This is a genomic window from Thalassotalea sp. 1_MG-2023, from assembly GCF_030546745.1.
In the GTDB taxonomy this organism is placed as follows: domain Bacteria; phylum Pseudomonadota; class Gammaproteobacteria; order Enterobacterales; family Alteromonadaceae; genus Thalassotalea_C.
The window spans coordinates 38,763-57,304 of record NZ_JAUOPD010000001.1; the positions used below are offsets into that span (position 1 = coordinate 38,763).

General features: G+C 39.8%; 17 protein-coding genes. 13 read left to right on the forward strand and 4 right to left on the reverse strand.

The window, feature by feature from the left end:
- Positions 1-111: 111 nt before the first annotated feature.
- From spoT to Q4489_RS00200, 9 genes are all read left to right on the forward strand, one after another.
- Positions 112-2,220 (forward strand): bifunctional GTP diphosphokinase/guanosine-3',5'-bis pyrophosphate 3'-pyrophosphohydrolase, encoded by a 2,109-nt coding sequence (gene spoT, locus Q4489_RS00160; RefSeq protein ID WP_303475486.1) that lies wholly within the window; start codon positions 112-114, stop codon positions 2,218-2,220.
- A gap of 40 nt (positions 2,221-2,260) precedes the next feature.
- Positions 2,261-2,653, forward strand: coding sequence for a RidA family protein (locus tag Q4489_RS00165; protein ID WP_074497359.1), 393 nt, complete (start codon positions 2,261-2,263; stop codon positions 2,651-2,653).
- Positions 2,654-2,683: 30 nt separating this feature from the next.
- Positions 2,684-3,391: a tRNA (guanosine(18)-2'-O)-methyltransferase TrmH gene (gene trmH / locus Q4489_RS00170; RefSeq protein ID WP_303475488.1), complete on the forward strand. Its 708-nt coding sequence runs from the start codon at positions 2,684-2,686 to the stop codon at positions 3,389-3,391.
- Between the two features lie 20 nt (positions 3,392-3,411).
- Positions 3,412-5,511 carry an ATP-dependent DNA helicase RecG gene (gene recG / locus Q4489_RS00175; RefSeq protein ID WP_303475490.1) on the forward strand — a complete coding sequence of 700 codons (2,100 nt, stop codon included), beginning with the start codon at positions 3,412-3,414 and terminating at the stop codon, positions 5,509-5,511.
- A 118-nt stretch (positions 5,512-5,629) separates the two neighbouring features.
- Positions 5,630-6,712, forward strand: coding sequence for an acyltransferase (locus tag Q4489_RS00180; protein ID WP_303475492.1), 1,083 nt, complete (start codon positions 5,630-5,632; stop codon positions 6,710-6,712).
- A 75-nt stretch (positions 6,713-6,787) separates the two neighbouring features.
- Complete coding sequence (gene ubiE, locus Q4489_RS00185) at positions 6,788-7,564, forward strand: bifunctional demethylmenaquinone methyltransferase/2-methoxy-6-polyprenyl-1,4-benzoquinol methylase UbiE (protein WP_303475495.1); 777 nt, start codon at positions 6,788-6,790, stop codon at positions 7,562-7,564.
- A gap of 5 nt (positions 7,565-7,569) precedes the next feature.
- On the forward strand, positions 7,570-8,211 hold the full coding sequence (locus tag Q4489_RS00190; RefSeq protein WP_303475498.1) for an SCP2 domain-containing protein: 642 nt from the start codon (positions 7,570-7,572) through the stop codon (positions 8,209-8,211).
- Positions 8,208-9,776: a ubiquinone biosynthesis regulatory protein kinase UbiB gene (gene ubiB, locus Q4489_RS00195; RefSeq protein ID WP_303475502.1), complete on the forward strand. Its 1,569-nt coding sequence runs from the start codon at positions 8,208-8,210 to the stop codon at positions 9,774-9,776. Before Q4489_RS00190 ends, ubiB begins: the two co-directional genes overlap by 4 nt.
- A gap of 81 nt (positions 9,777-9,857) precedes the next feature.
- Positions 9,858-11,765: an alkaline phosphatase family protein gene (locus Q4489_RS00200; protein WP_303475505.1), complete on the forward strand. Its 1,908-nt coding sequence runs from the start codon at positions 9,858-9,860 to the stop codon at positions 11,763-11,765.
- 71 nt (positions 11,766-11,836) lie between these two features.
- On the opposite strand, the gene Q4489_RS00205 is transcribed toward Q4489_RS00200, so the two are convergent.
- Positions 11,837-13,582 (reverse strand): DUF885 family protein, encoded by a 1,746-nt coding sequence (locus tag Q4489_RS00205; protein WP_303475508.1) that lies wholly within the window; start codon positions 13,580-13,582, stop codon positions 11,837-11,839.
- Between the two features lie 120 nt (positions 13,583-13,702).
- Between Q4489_RS00205 and Q4489_RS00210 the strand changes: the two genes are divergently transcribed.
- Genes Q4489_RS00210 through mutM form a run of 3 tightly spaced genes read left to right on the forward strand, consistent with a single transcriptional unit; the run spans position 13,703 to position 15,934 of the window.
- Positions 13,703-14,209 (forward strand): hypothetical protein, encoded by a 507-nt coding sequence (locus Q4489_RS00210; protein ID WP_303475511.1) that lies wholly within the window; start codon positions 13,703-13,705, stop codon positions 14,207-14,209.
- Complete coding sequence (locus Q4489_RS00215) at positions 14,196-15,101, forward strand: RimK family alpha-L-glutamate ligase (RefSeq protein WP_303475515.1); 906 nt, start codon at positions 14,196-14,198, stop codon at positions 15,099-15,101. Before Q4489_RS00210 ends, Q4489_RS00215 begins: the two co-directional genes overlap by 14 nt.
- A gap of 8 nt (positions 15,102-15,109) precedes the next feature.
- Positions 15,110-15,934, forward strand: a complete 825-nt coding sequence (gene mutM / locus Q4489_RS00220; protein WP_303475518.1) for a bifunctional DNA-formamidopyrimidine glycosylase/DNA-(apurinic or apyrimidinic site) lyase — start codon at positions 15,110-15,112, stop codon at positions 15,932-15,934.
- A gap of 5 nt (positions 15,935-15,939) precedes the next feature.
- Here mutM and Q4489_RS00225 read toward each other — a convergent pair whose 3' ends face one another.
- Complete coding sequence (locus tag Q4489_RS00225; protein ID WP_303475520.1) at positions 15,940-16,380, reverse strand: DUF6491 family protein; 441 nt, start codon at positions 16,378-16,380, stop codon at positions 15,940-15,942.
- A gap of 23 nt (positions 16,381-16,403) precedes the next feature.
- Positions 16,404-16,889, reverse strand: a complete 486-nt coding sequence (gene coaD, locus Q4489_RS00230; protein WP_074497398.1) for a pantetheine-phosphate adenylyltransferase — start codon at positions 16,887-16,889, stop codon at positions 16,404-16,406.
- 185 nt (positions 16,890-17,074) lie between these two features.
- On the opposite strand from coaD, the gene Q4489_RS00235 reads away from it, so the two are divergent.
- Positions 17,075-17,737: a TetR/AcrR family transcriptional regulator gene (locus Q4489_RS00235; protein ID WP_254849540.1), complete on the forward strand. Its 663-nt coding sequence runs from the start codon at positions 17,075-17,077 to the stop codon at positions 17,735-17,737.
- Between the two features lie 19 nt (positions 17,738-17,756).
- On the opposite strand, the gene Q4489_RS00240 is transcribed toward Q4489_RS00235, so the two are convergent.
- Positions 17,757-18,497, reverse strand: coding sequence for a 3-deoxy-D-manno-octulosonic acid kinase (locus tag Q4489_RS00240; protein ID WP_303475523.1), 741 nt, complete (start codon positions 18,495-18,497; stop codon positions 17,757-17,759).
- Between the last annotated feature and the right edge of the window lie 45 nt (positions 18,498-18,542).

Below are 18,542 nucleotides of genomic sequence, written 5' to 3' on the forward strand. Positions count from 1 at the left end.
AATCAACGTATTCTAATGTTGCGATGATTAAACGTTTGGCTAACCTACAGTAAAACGATGATCAATCATAACAACAACGTGTCTTCTAATCTGCATTGAAGGAAGTATTGAGTGTACCTTTTTGAACCACTTAAAGAGTATGTATCGAGTTACTTATCGAAAGTACAAATTGATCTGTTAAAACAGGCATACATTGTGGCACGCGATGCGCATGAAGGGCAAATGCGTTCAAGTGGTGAACCCTATATTACCCATCCAGTAGCGGTTGCGCATAATTTAGCAAAAATGCACCTAGATCACGAAACCCTAATGGCGGCACTACTGCATGATGTGATTGAAGATACGCCAGTAACCAAAGATGAATTAGCAGAATTATTTGGTCATACCGTCGCTGAACTTGTTGAAGGGGTGAGCAAGTTAGATAAACTTAAGTTTGATAACAAAGAAGAAATGCAGGCGGAAAATTTTCGCAAAATGGTACTCGCCATGACGCAAGATATTCGTGTTATTTTGATCAAGTTGGCTGATCGTACGCATAATATGCGAACATTAGATGCACTTCGCCCAGATAAACGGCGTAGAATAGCTCGCGAAACGCTCGAAATTTATGCACCTATTGCTAATCGTTTAGGTATTCATGACATTAAAAATGAATTAGAGGTGTTAGGGTTTGAAGCGCTATACCCAATGCGCGCTCGGGCGTTGAAATCAGAAGTAAAAAAAGCACGCGGCAACCGCAAAGAAATTATTAATAATATTCGTGAAGAAGTCGGGCAACGTCTGGCAGAACACGGCATTAATGCAGAAGTGTCAGGGCGTGAAAAGCATTTGTTTTCTATTTATCGAAAGATGAAAAACAAAGAACTAATGTTTAATGAAGTGATGGACATCTATGCATTTCGCGTCATTGTTGATAACAAACTTGATGAATGCTATCGCGCGTTGGGTGCCGTACATAACCTCTTTAAACCAATAGAAAGCCGCTTTAAAGATTATATTGCTATTCCTAAAACGAACGGTTATCAATCATTGCATACATCGCTAGTGGGTCCGCATGGCATACCGGTAGAAATACAAATTCGTACGAAAGATATGGATCAAATGGCAGACAAAGGGGTTGCTGCTCATTGGTTATATAAACAAGACGGTGATGATGGCGGTACAACTGCTCAAATGAAGGCACGTCGTTGGATGCAGAGTCTATTAGAACTGCAACAAAGTGCTGGTAGTTCCTTTGAATTTATTGAAAATGTAAAAACTGATTTATTCCCAGAAGAAATTTACGTATTTACCCCAGATGGTCGGATTATTGAATTGCCGATGGGCGCAACGCCCGTTGATTTTGCTTATGCAGTTCATACTGATGTGGGTAATTCTTGTGTTGGGGCTAAAGTAGATCGTAAGCCTTATCCGTTAAGCCAAGCGATTGACTCAGGCCAAACTATTGAAATAGTTACCTCGCCTGCGGCGCACCCTAATGCAACGTGGTTAAACTTTGTGGTTACAGCTAAGGCGCGTTTACAAATACGCACCTATTTACGTTCACAAGAGAAAAACCATTCACACATGCTCGGTAAACGTTTACTAAGTCATGCCTTAGGTAAAGTAAAACTAGACGATATACCGCCAGAAAAAATACAACAAGTTCTGCAAGAAACTAACAACAAAAGCTTTGATGATTTACTGATCAACATTGGTTTAGGCAATGCGCTAAGTATCGGTATCGCACGCCGATTAACCGATGAATTTACTGAAGATAGCGAGTTAAACCCACCAACCAGTAAAACAAAAATGCCGATTAAAGGCACTGAAGGCATGCTCGTTAATTACGGTAAGTGTTGTCGTCCTATACCAGGTGACAGCATCATGGCTTATTTAAGCCCTGGAAAAGGCTTAATGGTACACCAAGCGGGTTGTCGAAATATTAAAGGCACACAAGATCAGCATTTATTCCCAGTAAGATGGGATTCAGAGATAGATCGAGACTTTATCGCAAAGTTACGTATTGAAATTATCAATCATCAAGGTGCGCTAGCAAAATTAACCAATGTGGTTGCCAAATGTGACTCTAATGTTCATACCTTGAACTCAGGCGAAAAAGACACGGGTTTATACGTTATCGACTTAGAGTTAACCTGTCGAGATCGCATCCATTTAGCGGATATTATTAGAAAAATCAAAGTGATGATTGACGTACAAAAAGTAGTGCGTAATAAATAATCATTTATTAAAGTTTATCTTGAGATAAACAACAAGGAAAATTATGAAATCAATTATTCGTACGGAAAATGCACCTAGTGCCATTGGTACTTATAGCCAAGCCGTAAAAATTAAAAACACTGTTTACTTGTCAGGCCAAATACCATTAGTGCCTGAAACTATGGAAGTGGTTGCAGATGACTTTGCTACACAGGCTCATCAAGTGTTTAAGAATTTATCAGCAGTATGTGAAGCTGCTGGCGGTACATTAAATGATATGGTGAAAGTGAACATCTTTTTAATGGATTTATCACAGTTTTCAACTGTTAATGACATTATGTCAGAGTACTTTTCGCAACCATATCCAGCACGTGCAGCCGTGCAAGTTGCCCGCTTGCCAAAAGACGTAGCAATTGAAATTGACGGCGTTTTAGAATTGCCAAACGTTGATTAATAACAGTTTATAACAAGACGTATAAAGAAAATGACACCGGAACGCTTACGCCGAATTAACGCAATGCTGGATATGCGCCAGCCAGATCTTACCGTATGTATGGAAGGGGTACATAAAACCCATAATCTTGCTGCGGTGGTTAGAACCGCAGATGCTATAGGTATTAGTGATGTACACGCGGTATGGAAAAATGAACGTATGCGCGTCTCAGGTGGCAGTGCTGCGGGTAGTCAACATTGGGTTGATGTGCATAATTACTCAAACACAAAAGAAGCTATTGTTGAATTAAAAAAGCAAAATATGCAAGTGTTAGTGACTCATTTGTCAGATACGTCGGTTGATTTTCGTGACATTGATTACACAAAACCAACGGCGATTATTTTAGGACAAGAAAAGTTTGGCGCCTCTGAGCAAGCATTGGCAATGGCAGATCAAGATATTGTTATTCCCATGGTAGGCATGGTGCAATCGTTAAATGTCTCAGTAGCAAATTCAGTCGTGTTGTATGAAGCGCAAAGGCAACGAAAAGCTGCGGGTTTGTATGATACTCCACGAATTGATGAAGCACGTCGTCAACGCTTTTTGTTTGAGGGGGGGCATCCTATTTTTGCTCAAGCGTGTCAACGAAAAGGTTTGCCTTATCCAAACATAGATGAAGAGGGTCAAATTGTTGCGTCAGATGAATGGTGGCAACAAATGCAGATGACCCAAGAAGCGTGGCAACAACTCGACAACTAATTAAGTAAAAAGGATTTTCAATGGCGTCATCCGCAATCGGACTTGGTAACCTCGCTCGTATTGCGGTTTCATCGCTAAAGGGCGTTGGCCCTAGCATGGCAGAAAAGCTCGCCAAAATTGGCATTGAGTCAGTGCAAGACTTATTGTTTCACCTTCCTAATCGCTACGAAGACAGAACACGTATCACAACAATACGCGATTGTTTCCCTGGGGTTTTTACTAATATTATTGGTGAAATTACGCATAGCCAAGTTGTGCAAGGGCGACGGCGCATGCTCGTGGTATCGGTTAACGATGGCACAGGTGGTGCCAACTTACGTTTTTTTAATTTTACTGCTGCACAAAAAAATAACTTGTCTATTGGCCGTGAAATTCGTTGCTACGGTGAAATGACCCGTGGTGGGCGTGGTCTTGAGATTATCCACCCAGAATATAAATTCTTAGAACAAGACAGCGCACCAACATCCGTAGAAGAGACGCTTACTCCGGTATATCCTACTACCGATGGCCTTAGGCAAATTACTTTACGTAATTTAACCGACCAAGCCATTGTTCGCTTACAGCGCGGTGATATTGAAGACATTGTTCCCGATAGTTTTATTCATGAACCCTACTCGCTCAAACAAGCTTTAAGTTTTATTCATCGTCCAACACCAGATACTTCGGTTATTCAGCTTGAAGAAGGTAAACACCCAGCACAATTGCGGCTGATTAAAGAAGAATTGCTCGCGCATAATTTGAGTATGTTAAAGCTTCGACAGTCGGTAGAAAAATTTCAAGCAGTGCCGTTAACTATTGATAAAACGTTGGAAGATAAATTTCTAGCTACGCTGCCATTTTCACCGACTAACGCCCAAGCTCGTGTGGTCAATGAAACACGAGGTGACTTAACAAAGTCTCAGCCTATGATGCGATTAGTGCAAGGTGATGTTGGTTCAGGTAAAACCTTGGTGGCGGCCTTAGCTGCTTTAACTGCTATTGGGCAAGGTTTTCAAGTGGCATTAATGGCGCCAACTGAAATTTTGGCTGAGCAACACGCGATTAATTTTCAGAAATGGTTTCAGCCTTTAGATATTGCCGTTAGTTGGTTAGCCGGAAAAACAAAAGCAAAAGCACGCCGCGAAGCCTTAGCACATATTGCTGATGGTAGTGCAAAAATGGTCGTGGGTACGCATGCCTTGTTTCAAGATGACGTTGTATTTAATCAGCTCGCGCTGATCATTATTGATGAACAACATCGTTTTGGAGTACACCAACGCTTATCGCTACGTGAAAAGGGGGCTTTTGATGGTAATTATCCGCATCAATTAATTATGACCGCCACACCGATCCCAAGAACGCTTGCGATGACAGCGTATGCTGACTTAGACACGTCAGTAATCGATGAATTACCACCAGGAAGAACGCCAATAACCACCGTAGCGTTACCTGATAGCCGTCGAGATGATGTAATAGAGCGTATTCATCAAGCATGTATTGGTGAAAACAGACAAGCTTACTGGGTATGTACCTTGATTGAAGAGTCGGAAGTATTACAATGCCAAGCGGCTGAAGATACGGCTATTTATATTCAAGAACATTTGCCTGAATTACGCGTTGGATTAGTACATGGTCGTATGAAAGCACAAGAGAAACAAGCGGTGATGGAAGCTTTCAAAGCCGGAGACGTAAACTTATTAGTGGCAACAACCGTTATTGAAGTTGGCGTTGATGTGCCGAATGCAAGCTTGATGGTGATAGAAAATCCCGAACGGTTAGGGTTAGCACAACTCCACCAATTAAGGGGGCGAGTAGGTCGAGGCTCTGTGGCCTCTCATTGCGTCTTAATGTATAAAAGCCCGTTATCAAAAACCGCTACTAAACGGCTAGCTGTTTTACGAGAAAGTAACGATGGTTTCGTTATTGCACAAAAAGATTTGGAAATACGTGGCCCTGGTGAACTACTGGGCACAAAACAAACGGGGTTGGCGGATTTGAAAATTGCTGACTTAATGCGAGACGCAGACCTTATTCCTCAAGTGCAGCAGCATGCGTATTTATTGTGGCAACAATCACCTGACAAAGCGATGGCGCTAATCGACCGTTGGCTCGGTAGCCGTGAGCATTATTCTAATGCGTGATCAATATTATTTGCCTTTGTTGTTAAAAATACGAAACACATAGAATAACCCATTGATTTTGGATAAAAATAAACTTAACAATAAATAATTTTTAACAGCCTAGCAGGTGGAAAGTCAGATGGATGCCAATCCGCGTTTTTATGAAATTGACCTTTATCGTTTTTTAGCCGCTATTGGTGTGGTTATTTTTCATTATACATATACTGCCTTTATGGAAGGCTATGCACCTATTGCGAACTTCCCACAGGTAAGAGAAATAACACGTTACTTTTACATGGGCATCAATTTCTTTTTTGTGATTTCGGGTTTTGTGATTTTGATGAGTGTTGCTGACGGCAGTGTTAAAAAGTTTCTTATCTCTCGGTTTGTACGGTTATATCCTGCGTATTGGGCGGCATTAATTATTACCAGTATCGCGACCTTGTATTTTGGTGGCGACGTATTTTCTATTGCGTGGCCACAATTTTGGGCCAATGTTACCATGGTAAATGAAGCAATGGACTATAAGCCGATAGACGGCGCATACTGGACATTGTATATCGAATTAAAGTTTTATCTCTTTATGCTGTTTATTCTAGTAACAGGTGTAATGAAATACTTTCAATCTATCATTGCTTTGGTATTAATCGGCTCTACCGTTGCGCTGCATTACCCTTGGGCTACTCATATTAATATGTTTACCGCCATTTTCCCTCATTGGAGTGGTTATTTTGCAGCCGGTTGCATTTTTTACTTGATCCGTAGAGATGGCATTAACCTTTATCGCACTTTACTGTTGGCACTGGCTTATTTTTATATTATTAAGCAGTCAACATTGTTTGGTGATCTTATGGGCCAGTGGTTCGGCATTGGCTTTGATTCTATAACCATAATGTTGATAAATAGTGTTTTCTTTGCATTGTTAATGGTCACAGCATTAGTGAAAGATAATCCGCTGCGTAGAGCTTGGTGCTATTACTTGGGGATTTTCACTTATCCTATCTATTTAGTACATCAACATATAGGGTACATGGCGTTTAATTATTTTGGCACTGAGAACAATATTACCTGGTTAGTTGTTTTTACCGTTTTAGTCATGGCAATACTTGCGTGGTTTGTACATCGATTAGTAGAGGTAGAATTAGGAAAGCGCTTGTCTGTGATCTTGAAACGTAAATGGTTAACGAATACAGATAAAGCGGCCGATTGTCAGGCAGGGTAATAAATGGGTATTAATTATTACCCCAAACTGCGCTAAACTAGCAGCACTTTTATTATTCAACCATTGAACGTTGCCATGAGTGAAGAAAAACAACCTGTTAATGAGCAAAATGCTTCATCAACACATTTTGGGTATCAAACCGTTGATACCGCAGTAAAAGAGTCTAAAGTTGCCGGCGTCTTTCACTCTGTTGCACAACAATACGATGTGATGAACGATTTAATGTCATTTGGCATTCACAGATTATGGAAACGCTTCACAATTGATGCAAGTGGTGTCAGACCAGGTAACAATGTACTTGATTTAGCTGGCGGTACTGGCGATTTAACCGCTAAATTTTCAAAACTTGTCGGTAGAGAAGGCCGTGTTGTATTGGCTGATATTAACAGTTCGATGCTCAATGTTGGCCGTGATAAATTGCGTGATAAAGGCCTAGTGCAAAATATTGATTATGTACAAGCTAATGCCGAATATTTACCGTTTGAAGACAACACCTTTGACATCATTACTATCGCTTTTGGTTTGCGTAACGTAACCCATAAAGACAGAGCATTACGCTCTATGTACCGTGTGTTAAAACCCGGTGGTCGTTTATTGGTGTTAGAGTTTTCAAAACCTGAACATGAAATCATTAATAAAGCATACGATTTTTATTCGTTTAACTTATTACCCAAAATGGGTGAATTAGTCGCGAAAGACGGAGATAGCTATCAATATTTAGCGGAATCTATACGTATGCACCCCGATCAAGAAACACTAAAGCAAATGATGGACGACGCAGGCTTTGAGCAAACCAGTTATAAAAATTTAACCGACGGTATTGTCGCATTACACAAAGGGTTTAAGTTTTAATTCGCATGTCTACTATTATGCATCATCAAATGTTGTGCGGCTTTATTGAAAAAGTGGTAAATGCACTTCTTAGTATGAATTTATCTAGTAGTGCATCACTTGTAGCGCTTGAACAAAAAACCTTAGTGGTTTCGTTAGCGGAGCTTAATTTTCCATTATCTTTAACGGTTAGTGATAAACAACTCCTTGTCACTTGTATTACTGAGCGCAGTGATTGCCAAATTGATACGAGCCTTGCGACACTGAAAACACTTAAAGAAGAACAGCAACTTACCGAGTTAATTAAACAAGATAAATTGAATATTGTTGGTGATGTTAAAGTTGCACAGCAATTCGCTGATGTTTTTCAACAGTTAGACATAGATTGGCAGTCAGAAATAGCAAGCTATATAGGTGATGTGCCGACATATAAATTAGGGCGGTTTCATCAATGGCTTTTGGCTAAAGTGACATTTGCTAAACAGCAAGTGTCAGCTGATGCGAGCGAATGGTTGCTACATGAAAAGCGTGTATTGGTGTCAAACGGTGAACTTCAGCAGCTCTATGGTCAAATTCAACAAGCTCAGCAAGCGATTCAACAAATAGAACAACGTATTTCACAACTGGATGATGCGATTAACGCATCACATCAGGAGTCATTGTCTTGAAGAGTACACGACGGTTATATCGCATTACCGCAACGTTTTTCCACTACGGTTTAGATGAACTGATCCCGCCGAAGTTGATCCCTTGGTATGTCAAAATAATGCGTTGGTCGCTGTTTTGGCTTCGTAATAAACATAAAGAAAAACCAAGAGCTGTGCGGTTTCGATTAGCGATCGAATCGTTAGGGCCTGTGTTTATTAAGTTTGGTCAAATGCTCTCTACCAGGCGTGATTTACTACCCGATGACTTTGCTAATGAGTTAGCTTTATTACAAGATCAAGTACCGGCTTTTGATGGCGAATATGCTAAAAAAGTTATTATTAATGCGATAGGCAAAGAAGTATTTGAGCAGTCATTTTCCCATTTTGAAACCAAGCCTTTAGCTTCAGCCTCAATTGCACAAGTACATACTGCAACACTATTACAAGACGATAAACAACAAAAAGTGGTGATCAAAGTCTTGCGTCCAGGTATTGATAAAGTGATCAAGGCTGACGTGAGCATGATGGCGAAGTTGGCAAAGGTTGTGTCAAGGTGGCTGCCTGATGGTAAGCGATTAAGACCAACCGAAGTAGTTGCCGAGTATAAGAAAACAATTTTAGATGAGCTCGATTTACAACGCGAATCTGCAAATGCTATTCAATTAAAACGCAACTTTAGTTTAGGCAGAGATAACGACCATATTCTGTATGTGCCAGAGGTTTATAGCCAATTTTGTCATAAAAACGTACTGGTGATGGAGCGTATTTATGGTGTCAGTGTTGGTGAGGTTGAAACGCTTACTGACCTTGGCGTAGATATGAAGCTTTTAGCTGAACGTGGCTTAGACGTGTTTTTTACGCAAGTATACCGTGATAGTTTCTTTCACGCTGATATGCATCCAGGTAATGTATTTGTTGATGCAACCGATCCTGCAAATCCCACTTGGATCGCAATAGATTGTGGCATTGTAGGCACATTAAACCGTGAAGATAAACGCTACTTAGCAGAGAACTTCGTTGCATTCTTTAATCGAGATTACCGTAAGGTTGCGCAGCTGCATGTCGATTCAGGGTGGGTACCACCGCAAACGAGTGTTGATGAATTTGAATTTGCAATACGTACCGTATGCGAACCGATCTTTAATAAACCATTGGCTGAAATATCATTTGGTCAAGTGTTGGTAAACCTGTTTAATACTGCACGGCGATTTAATATGGAAGTGCAGCCTCAACTAGTATTACTGCAAAAAACCTTGTTGTATGTTGAAGGGTTAGGGCGGCAGTTATATCCGCAATTAGACTTATGGCAAACGGCGAAACCTTTCCTTGAAAACTGGGTAAAAGAACAAATGGGCGTTAAAGCGGTTTTTGCCAAAGTGAAAGAAAATTTACCTTTTTGGAATGAAAAACTACCTGAAATGCCTGATTTGGTTTACCAGTATTTAAAAGAGGGTAAACACGCGCAACAACAACAGGTTGATCTGTTAAAACAAATCAAACATCAACAACGAAAAAACAATCATATTTTAGTTTATGCAGTTATTGCCAGTAGTCTCATTATCAGCTGCGCCATTGTGTTGGGCTGATAAGCTGACAGGATTTTATGAGTAAGGTAAAGTAACTTGCAAAGCGCTGATTAACCACCACCTGTTCTAAGTGATATAGACATGCAACATACTAATAATAAATCATTGCCCACGTTAATTGCTGGTCCAATTCTAAGGCATGTATCTTCTACAGAAATCACGTTTTGGTTGGTAACATCTACACCGAGTTGTTTGTCATTATCGTTATATACCGAGACTGAACGAGTATTTGAACAACAATTAACTCAAGAACAACACCAAACGATTGATATTGGTAAGCATGCTTATATACACCTTGTGACATTGGCCGATGTAGCGCTAACAACTGAACAAAACTATTACTATGACTTTACTTTTACTTATCAAACGCAGAACGAAAAACTCAGTGAAATAGCACCTGCTTTATTATATCAATCGCAGCAATATTGTAGTTTTACTGTACCTGATAAAGTAGAGCGCATGTTACATGGCTCATGCCGTAAACCACATTTTCCTTCAGATGATGGGTTAGCACAAGTAGACGCGGTGATTGAGCAAACAATCTCAACACCTGCAGAACGTCCTGCTTTACTCATGATGTCAGGTGATCAGGTGTATGCGGATGATGTGGCAGGCCCAATGCTATCTGCAATACATCAAGTAATAGCTTTGCTTGGCTTATATGATGAAACATGGCAAGGGGCTGTGATTAATCATAGTCAGGAGCTGTATGACAGTGAGTTCTGTTATTATCACCGTGAACGTTTGTTACCACATACCCAAGCCAATGAGGCACTGTATGATAAGTTCTTTGCTGCCAGTAAAAAGCCTATTTTTACTTCGGTGAATGCGAAAAATCATTTAGTCACCTTGGCTGAATGTTTTGCTATGTATTTATTGGTCTGGTCGCCGGAAATGTGGCGCTTAGTGGAAGTTGATACGCCTGATTTATCAGCTGAGGATTTAGCAAAGTTTTCACAAGAACAGCAAATACTTTCTGGTTTTCAGCAAACATTGCCACAAGTGGCTAGGGCACTTGCTCACATTCCAACGTATATGATTTTTGATGATCATGATATTACTGATGATTGGAATTTAACCCGTGGCTGGGAAGAAGCGGCATACGGTCATCCTTTTTCCAAGCGAATTATTGGTAATTCATTAATCGCTTATTGGTTGTGTCAAGGTTGGGGGAATGCGCCGAAAAAATTTACCGCGTTAAATAAAGAGGCAAATAAATATTTTGCTCAGGGATACTTACAACTCGACGAACTCGTTGAACGTGTGCTTGATTGGCAAGACTGGCACTATAGCTTGCGAACTACGCCAAAAATAGTGGTGTTAGATACTCGTACGCAACGTTGGCGTTCTGAAAGCCGCTCTTCTAAACCTTCAGGTTTAATGGATTGGGAGGCTTTGTCAGAGATGCAACAAGAGCTCATCAATGAGCCTCAAGTTATTTTAGTCTCTGCAGCGCCTATTTATGGTGTGAAAATGATTGAAACTATTCAACGTATTTTTACCTTTTTCGGTCAGCCCTTAATGGTAGATGCAGAAAATTGGATGGCACATAAAGGCACAGCTAATGTCATGCTTAATATTTTTAGGCATGTTAAAACCCCACCGGAATTTATTATTTTATCTGGTGATGTGCATTACTCGTTTGTCTATGATGTGAGCCATCGTTTTCAGCGCAGCCAATCTAAAATTGTACAAATTACCAGTAGCGGTATTAAGAATAAATTTCCTGATAAGTTATTAAATGCTTTAGATAGATTAAACCGTGCTTTATATGGTCCATATTCACCGCTTAACTGGTTTACTAAGCGGCGGAATATGAAAGTGAGGGTGCGTAAACCAAGTAACAGTAAAAAAGGGCTCACCTTAGTCAATGCGAGTGGCATTGGTGAAATACGATTAACCCATGATGAACATATTGTTCAGGTAAATACGTTAACGGCTTCAGGGGAAGCGATTCATTTTACTGTTGATAAAGATGAAGCATCGTAACCCTGTTTGTTTAAGCTCAACAGTTGTGATACGAGCATATTCGCCGTAACGAAATATGCTCATCGATATATTTAAGTACTTTGTTTTTGTTGGTTAATCCAGTCTATTGTTAATTCTTCAAGTAGTGCCATCGGCAAGCTACCATTTTTTAACAGTTGATCATGAAAAGCGCGGATGTCGAATTTATCGCCAAGTGTTTGCTCTGCTAATGCACGTAATTCACGGATTTTTATTTCACCAATTTTGTAAGCGAGAGCTTGAGCTGGCCAGCTAATATAACGATCAATTTGGGCGATTACATCTGCCATACTTAATGCCGTATTCTCGGCTAAGTAATCGATGGCTTGTTGTCTGCTCCAACCTTTGGCATGCATACCCGTATCAACTACTAATCGACAAGCACGCCATGCTTCATAGGTTAAACGGCCAAAATCACTGTATGGGTCTTGGTAAAAGCCTATTTCCTTACCAAGACGTTCTGAATATAATCCCCAACCTTCGCCATAAGCCGCATGATAGAGGGTTTTACGAAACTCAGGCATATCAACTTCTTGGGCAATGGCACTTTGTAAATGATGTCCTGGCTCAGCTTCATGAAAGGTCAACGCTTCAAGCGTGTAAAGTGGCTGACTTTTTAAATCTTTAGTGTCAATAAAGTAAGTGCCTGACGTTGTGCCACTACCATCTGAGGCTACATAATAAGCCCCGCCGTTTGGTGCTGGTTTAATATCAAACGTTTGACGTGGTAGCACCGAAAACCATTTTGGCAGTTGAGCCGCCATTTTACGGGTGATATAACTGGCTTTTTCGATTAAATCTCGCTCTGAATCGGTATAAAACTTTTCGTCTGTTCTCAAATAGGCAATAAAGTCTTTAAAACTGCCATCAAATCCCACTTGCGAAATAATGGTCTCCATTTCACCACGAATACGTTTAACTTCATCTAGCCCAAGTTGATGAATGTCATCTGCTTTCATGTTAGTTGTGGTATAAAATTCAATTAAATATTGATAGTAATCTTTACCACCAGGTAAATCACTAATACCGACTGTTTTACGACAGTTTGCCATGTATTGATTAATAAAAAAATGATGGAATTTCTTATATTCAGGGATGACTTTTTCAGTAATGAGTTGGCTGGTTTTCTTGGTAAAATAAGCCTTGTCTTGTGCTGAAAATGAAGCAGGCATGTTCGTTATTGGCCCATAAAAAACACTGTCTTGAGCCTGCTCAACAACATGTTTACTGATCGATTGGTCATAACCTTCAAAAGACTGACAATAATGCACGTGACCTTGCTTTATTGCTTGGGTGAGAGTGTTAATATGTTCTTGGTTGTAACGTGGAAAATCAGCAAGGCTAATTAAATACTGTTGATAATCTTCCTTGGTTAAGAACGACATGTTTGCCGGCGCACCTGCAAAATAACTGTGGAACCCTGAGTAATAATTTAACGGGTAAAAATGATCAAGTTGTTGATAACTTTTGGCTTCTGTTTTGCGTTCATACTCAAAGAGTCGGTAGGTCACTTGCTCGTCAGAAGATAAGGCGTCTTGATCAATTTTTGCTAAACGTTTCAGCAACAGTGCGTTATATTGTTCACGGCGATCTCTGCCCGCTTTCGACATTTCAGGCAACTTGCCATTCATGCGGAATGCGTCAGGGTCTTTTCTGAAGAAAATTTGTTCTTGGTTTGCTGTTTTCCAATGATCGTTGAGTAATTGAGTAAATGCTTGAGAGGCAGTTTGTGCAGTTGCCGTGACACTTATGCCAAAGGCGATTACACTTGCAACAACAAGTTTATTTTTATTATTCATCTTATTATCCTGATTAATAGGTATCACGATTTATTATAAAGCATAAAATACCTAGGTATAATAAGCAGTATTCATTGGCGATAACAACTTAAAGTTTGCAAGTTTATATAAAGGAGCATTATGCTTAAATTATCTCGTGCAGGTTGGAACAACGTCATTATTTTTGGGGTTTTGGCTTTTATTTTATTAATTAATGCCACCCATGAAAATGTTTTTACAGATGAGCAAGCTCTACAAAAAGATGACAGCTTTTTCCCAAACTCTGCGGTTATCTTAACCATGTCGTTAAATCAACAAGTCACTATCGAGCGTATAGGAAAAACATGGCGTGCTACTCCTGCGGTCATTGAAGGACAAGCGTTGGCGCAAATGATGCGTTCTTGGCAACAGTTGTCTGTTGAGCCCACTACCCCAAATGATAATGTTGATCCGCAATTATCGTTATTAGTAAGTATCGAGATATCAGGTCAAGATGAAGCAATAAACTTACGATTAAACGCACAAACTGATCAGTTGCTAATTTATCATCAACAAAAAGAACGTTGGTACGTATTACCCTTAGCTATGTATGATCAGCTTGTTCCACAAGAAATATTCGGGTCAAAATTATTAAATGATGATGCGTAAATGTGCTTTTTTATCCATGGATTCGTTAGATGATTTTGAGTCTTACGATCACCTCGTTGAACCCCATTTAAAAGCTTTAGGCTGGCAATTGGATACCATTTCATGGCGAAAAAAACAGGTGAATTGGTCAGACTATGAAGCAGTGATCATTAGAACGCCTTGGGATTACCAGCAAGACGAACAAGCTTTTTTAAAAGTGCTAGCTGAAATAGAGCAATCGAGCGCACATTTAGAGAACCCGTTAGAAATTGTGCGTTGGAATATAGATAAAATATATTTGCAATCGTTAGAACTGCTCGGCGCCACCTTAGTGCCTACGTTGTGGCATTCACGATTAGCAGAGCAATCGCTAACAGAACAAAGGGTTGATGATTTTTTTGCCCATTTTTCCTGCGAGCAATTGATTATTAAGCCAAGAATAAGTGCTAATGCTGATAATACCTTTTGGCTCGATAGGGATTCAGCAAAGGCGCGTATCATTGACCTTAATCAGATCTTCAATAACCGTGACTTTATGGTACAACCCTTTATGGAGCACATTTTAAATGAAGGTGAATATTCATTATTTTATTTTAATGGGCAATATAGTCACGCCATTTTAAAAACACCAAAAGAGCATGATTTTCGTGTTCAGGAAGAATTTGGCAGTCGGTTAACACAAATAACCCCTGAGCCAGCGTTGCTTAAAGCGGCACAAACGTGCATGGCTGCTATAGATAAGCTGCATATTATGCCCTTGTATGCTCGTGTCGATTTTGTTCGCCATCAGCGTGGGTTTGCATTAATGGAAGCAGAACTTATCGAACCTTCTTTATATTTCAATATGGATCAACACGCGGCAAAGCGTTTTGCTGATGCGTTTGTTGAACGTATGCACCAGTTAACCTTATAAGAGTTATTATGCCTGAATTACCCGAAGTAGAAGTATGCCGTTTAGGGATCAGCCCACATATTGAAGGTCAAACCGTGAAAAAGGTCACTGTTCGTCATAAACAGTTACGCTGGCCGATCCCCGAAGAAGTATTATTGCTCAATGGGCTAACGGTATTGTCGGTTAAGCGACGTTCTAAATATTTATTGATTGAATTTACCACTGGAACCTTAGTATTACATTTGGGAATGTCAGGAACCATACGTGTTATTGATGAGCATACTCCTGTGGCAAAGCATGACCATTTTGATCTGGCATTTACCCATGGCAAGGTACTACGGTTAAATGATCCTAGGCGATTTGGTGCAGTACTGTGGTTGGCGGATCATCAAGATGAACAGGGGCTTTTTACGCGTTTGGGACCTGAGCCTTTAAACGATGCTTTTTCATCAGGGTACTTATTCGAAAAAGCGCAAAATAAACGAGTCGCGATAAAGTCGTTTTTAATGAATAACCATGTTGTTGTTGGTGTGGGGAATATATATGCAAATGAAGCATTGTTTCTCGCCGGTATTTCTCCCTTAACGATTGCGGGTAACGTTAGCCGACAGCACTTTGATCAATTAACCGAAATAATTAAACAAGTGCTATCAGCTGCTATCGAACAAGGTGGTACCACACTCAAAGATTTCACCCAAGCAGACGGCAGACCAGGTTATTTCGCGCAACAATTGTTAGTGTATGGCCGTAGCGGCAAGCCTTGCGTTAATTGCCAAACAACTTTACAAGAAGTTAGGCAATCTAATCGCAGCTCTGTGTTTTGTCCTCAATGCCAGCCGGCAGTGAGCGCATAATCAGTTTACTTGTTTGAATTTTCTTCTTCCGGTGGGTTTTTTATCGCAAATATTGCATCTTTTTGTTCTGGTGTTATCGGGTAAATTTTCTCAATACGGCAATTTAATGCTGGTTGGTCGGGAACGCCGATAGAATCAAATTTTGCGTGTAATGATGAGTCCATCGAGCGATCTAAAATGATGGAGTGCGCCCAGCGGATATCGGAACAATAGCCTGACATTTCTATTAAATATTTACGTTTTGGTGATGAGTTTAAAAGTAAAAATTCATCAGAGATACTATTCCAGCCATGAAAGCGAAATGAGGTTACGCGGCTAACATCGGTCATGTCATTAGCCGTAATATACTGGCGTATGTCGGTATTCATCTGTGTTAAATTAACGGAACGATTGGCACATGCTGTTAATAACATTAATAAAAAAAGAATGACACTTTGCTTAAACATATAAATTCTCCTTTAGGGAATCGTTAATTGTTCAATAATTTAGTTTCTAGGGCTTTTTTTACGGCAGGGTGAACAAATTCGCTTACATCACCTTGATGAATGGCGACTTCTTTTACCAGTGAAGAAGATATAAACGAATTTTCTTCAGCGGGAGTGAGAAAAATACTTTCAAGTTCAGGTGAAAGTCGTCGATTCATATTGGCTAATTGAAATTCGTATTCAAAATCAGACACTGCACGTAAACCACGAATTAATACAGTTGCTTGGTGCTCTTTTGCAAAGTTAACTAATAAACCTGTAAACCCGACAACAGTAACATTGCTCAGATGTTGCGTCACCTCTTGTATTAACTCAACGCGTTGCGATAAGTCAAACATTGGTTGTTTGCTGGGGCTTGCAGCTACGCCTACGGTAACTGATGCAAATAATTTGCTCGCGCGTTCAATAAGGTCAACGTGACCATTGGTTACTGGGTCAAATGTACCTGGATAAATTGCTTTAACGTTCATAAAAATTCTGATTTTTCAAAGGTAATGTTTATTTTAGTCAGCAATAACGCGGAAGACAACACGGGCTTATGCATTATCTGTCTTGGCTATCGCAAGTACAACTTAAAGTATTTACTCGAATATCTTTACCTCGAGTAATTTTTGATAGTATGATGTTAAAATTGAGCAATTAACAAAGCAATCTAATGAGCATGAAAACCCGTGATAAAATAATTCAAGCCAGTATCGAGTTATTTAATGAGCAAGGAGAGCGAAACGTAACCACCAACCATATTGCTGCTCATTTAGGTATTAGTCCAGGTAATCTTTATTATCATTTTCGCAATAAAGAAGACATCATTTTGTCGATTTATGAAGAATATGCTCGTAACTTGCTGCTTGAAACTTTCCCACAAGTAAACCCGAATACTAAGCCGCTAGATACCATTATTTTATATATGGATGCCGTATTTCAGGCGTTAATGAAGTTTCGCTTCTTTTATGCAAACTTACCGGTACTCTTGGCAAAAAGTCCACAGCTTCATGAAAAGTATGTTGAAGTGCAACATACCATTTCGCAACGATTAAGCGAGATGCTTATCGCGTTACGCGATGCCGATATGATGACCTTTGCAGATGATGAGCTGGCTGATATCGTGAGTATTTTACGTTTGATAAATACGTTTTGGTTAAGCTTTTATCAAACCCAAAATGAAAATACAGAAATAAATGATTCTGTGTTTTTAGATGGTGTTTTAAAAATATTAGTTATGATCAGACCGTATATTACAGAATCTGCGATGAATGACTTTTTAACGGCTAAGGCTATGTATCAGAAACGACATAGAGATGCGCTAGCTGTTGCTTAACGCCTTATTTACTCTTTAATTAAGCCAAATAGCCTGTTAACAAGGCCTGCCAATGTTCTTTATGCCAATGGAAGTTGCTATTCAGTTGCTTTTCTTTATTAAAAGATCTGAGTAATCGATTCATATTCGCTTGCTGCCATTGGTGCTCTGGTGTTCTTAGTTCTCCTCGATCAAAATCAATTAGCCAAATATTGTCGTCGCTATCTACTAAAATGTTATGTGCGTTTAGGTCGTGGTGGTAGATACCATGCTGATGAAATTGTCTTAAACAACGACCAACTTTTTGCCATTGTTGATTACTTATCGCTTCATGCTGCAATATTGCTACTAAATCTTTTGCTTGCGCTATGCGCTCTGTCAAGATGTCTGCTTGGTAAAATAACCCCTGCTTTTTGATTTGTATCGCGATAGGTCTGGGGGCTGGTAATGACAATGCTTGCAATTTTTTCAGTAATGCAAATTCACGTACCGCGCGAGTATTTTGGTGACCGGTGAAAAAATAACTATCATGAATTAGTTTGCCAATTAAGCCACCGCGAAAATAGTGTTTTAATACCCACTGATTTTTATTATGTTGGACAAAATAGGTTGTACCTCTACCTTGTGCCGTGCCAAGTACAGCGTTTTGCTCTTGCCAATAGGCTGGAGAAAGCATTGAAGGTGAGAACGTCTCAATTTGATTTGCGTCATATAGACAAAAAATATTACCTTGCTGGAAAGGTTTTTCATCACAGGGTTTTACAATTGTGGAAGGGTTCAAGATAATAGCGCCTAATATTAACATTCTACCTACTATTGTGGTGAT

Bases quoted from the DNA above. Each gene is read 5' to 3' on its own strand.
- trmH (WP_303475488.1), top strand. From the start codon at position 2,684: ATGACACCGGAACGCTTACGCCGAATTAACGCAATGCTGGATATGCGC.
- recG (WP_303475490.1), top strand. From the start codon at position 3,412: ATGGCGTCATCCGCAATCGGACTTGGTAACCTCGCTCGTATTGCGGTT.
- Q4489_RS00180 (WP_303475492.1), top strand. From the start codon at position 5,630: ATGGATGCCAATCCGCGTTTTTATGAAATTGACCTTTATCGTTTTTTA.
- ubiE (WP_303475495.1), top strand. From the start codon at position 6,788: ATGAGTGAAGAAAAACAACCTGTTAATGAGCAAAATGCTTCATCAACA.
- Q4489_RS00190 (WP_303475498.1), top strand. From the start codon at position 7,570: ATGTCTACTATTATGCATCATCAAATGTTGTGCGGCTTTATTGAAAAA.
- Q4489_RS00200 (WP_303475505.1), top strand. From the start codon at position 9,858: ATGCAACATACTAATAATAAATCATTGCCCACGTTAATTGCTGGTCCA.
- Q4489_RS00205 (WP_303475508.1), bottom strand. From the start codon at position 13,582: ATGAATAATAAAAATAAACTTGTTGTTGCAAGTGTAATCGCCTTTGGC.
- Q4489_RS00210 (WP_303475511.1), top strand. From the start codon at position 13,703: ATGCTTAAATTATCTCGTGCAGGTTGGAACAACGTCATTATTTTTGGG.
- Q4489_RS00215 (WP_303475515.1), top strand. From the start codon at position 14,196: ATGATGATGCGTAAATGTGCTTTTTTATCCATGGATTCGTTAGATGAT.
- mutM (WP_303475518.1), top strand. From the start codon at position 15,110: ATGCCTGAATTACCCGAAGTAGAAGTATGCCGTTTAGGGATCAGCCCA.
- Q4489_RS00225 (WP_303475520.1), bottom strand. From the start codon at position 16,380: ATGTTTAAGCAAAGTGTCATTCTTTTTTTATTAATGTTATTAACAGCA.
- coaD (WP_074497398.1), bottom strand. From the start codon at position 16,889: ATGAACGTTAAAGCAATTTATCCAGGTACATTTGACCCAGTAACCAAT.
- Q4489_RS00235 (WP_254849540.1), top strand. From the start codon at position 17,075: ATGAGCATGAAAACCCGTGATAAAATAATTCAAGCCAGTATCGAGTTA.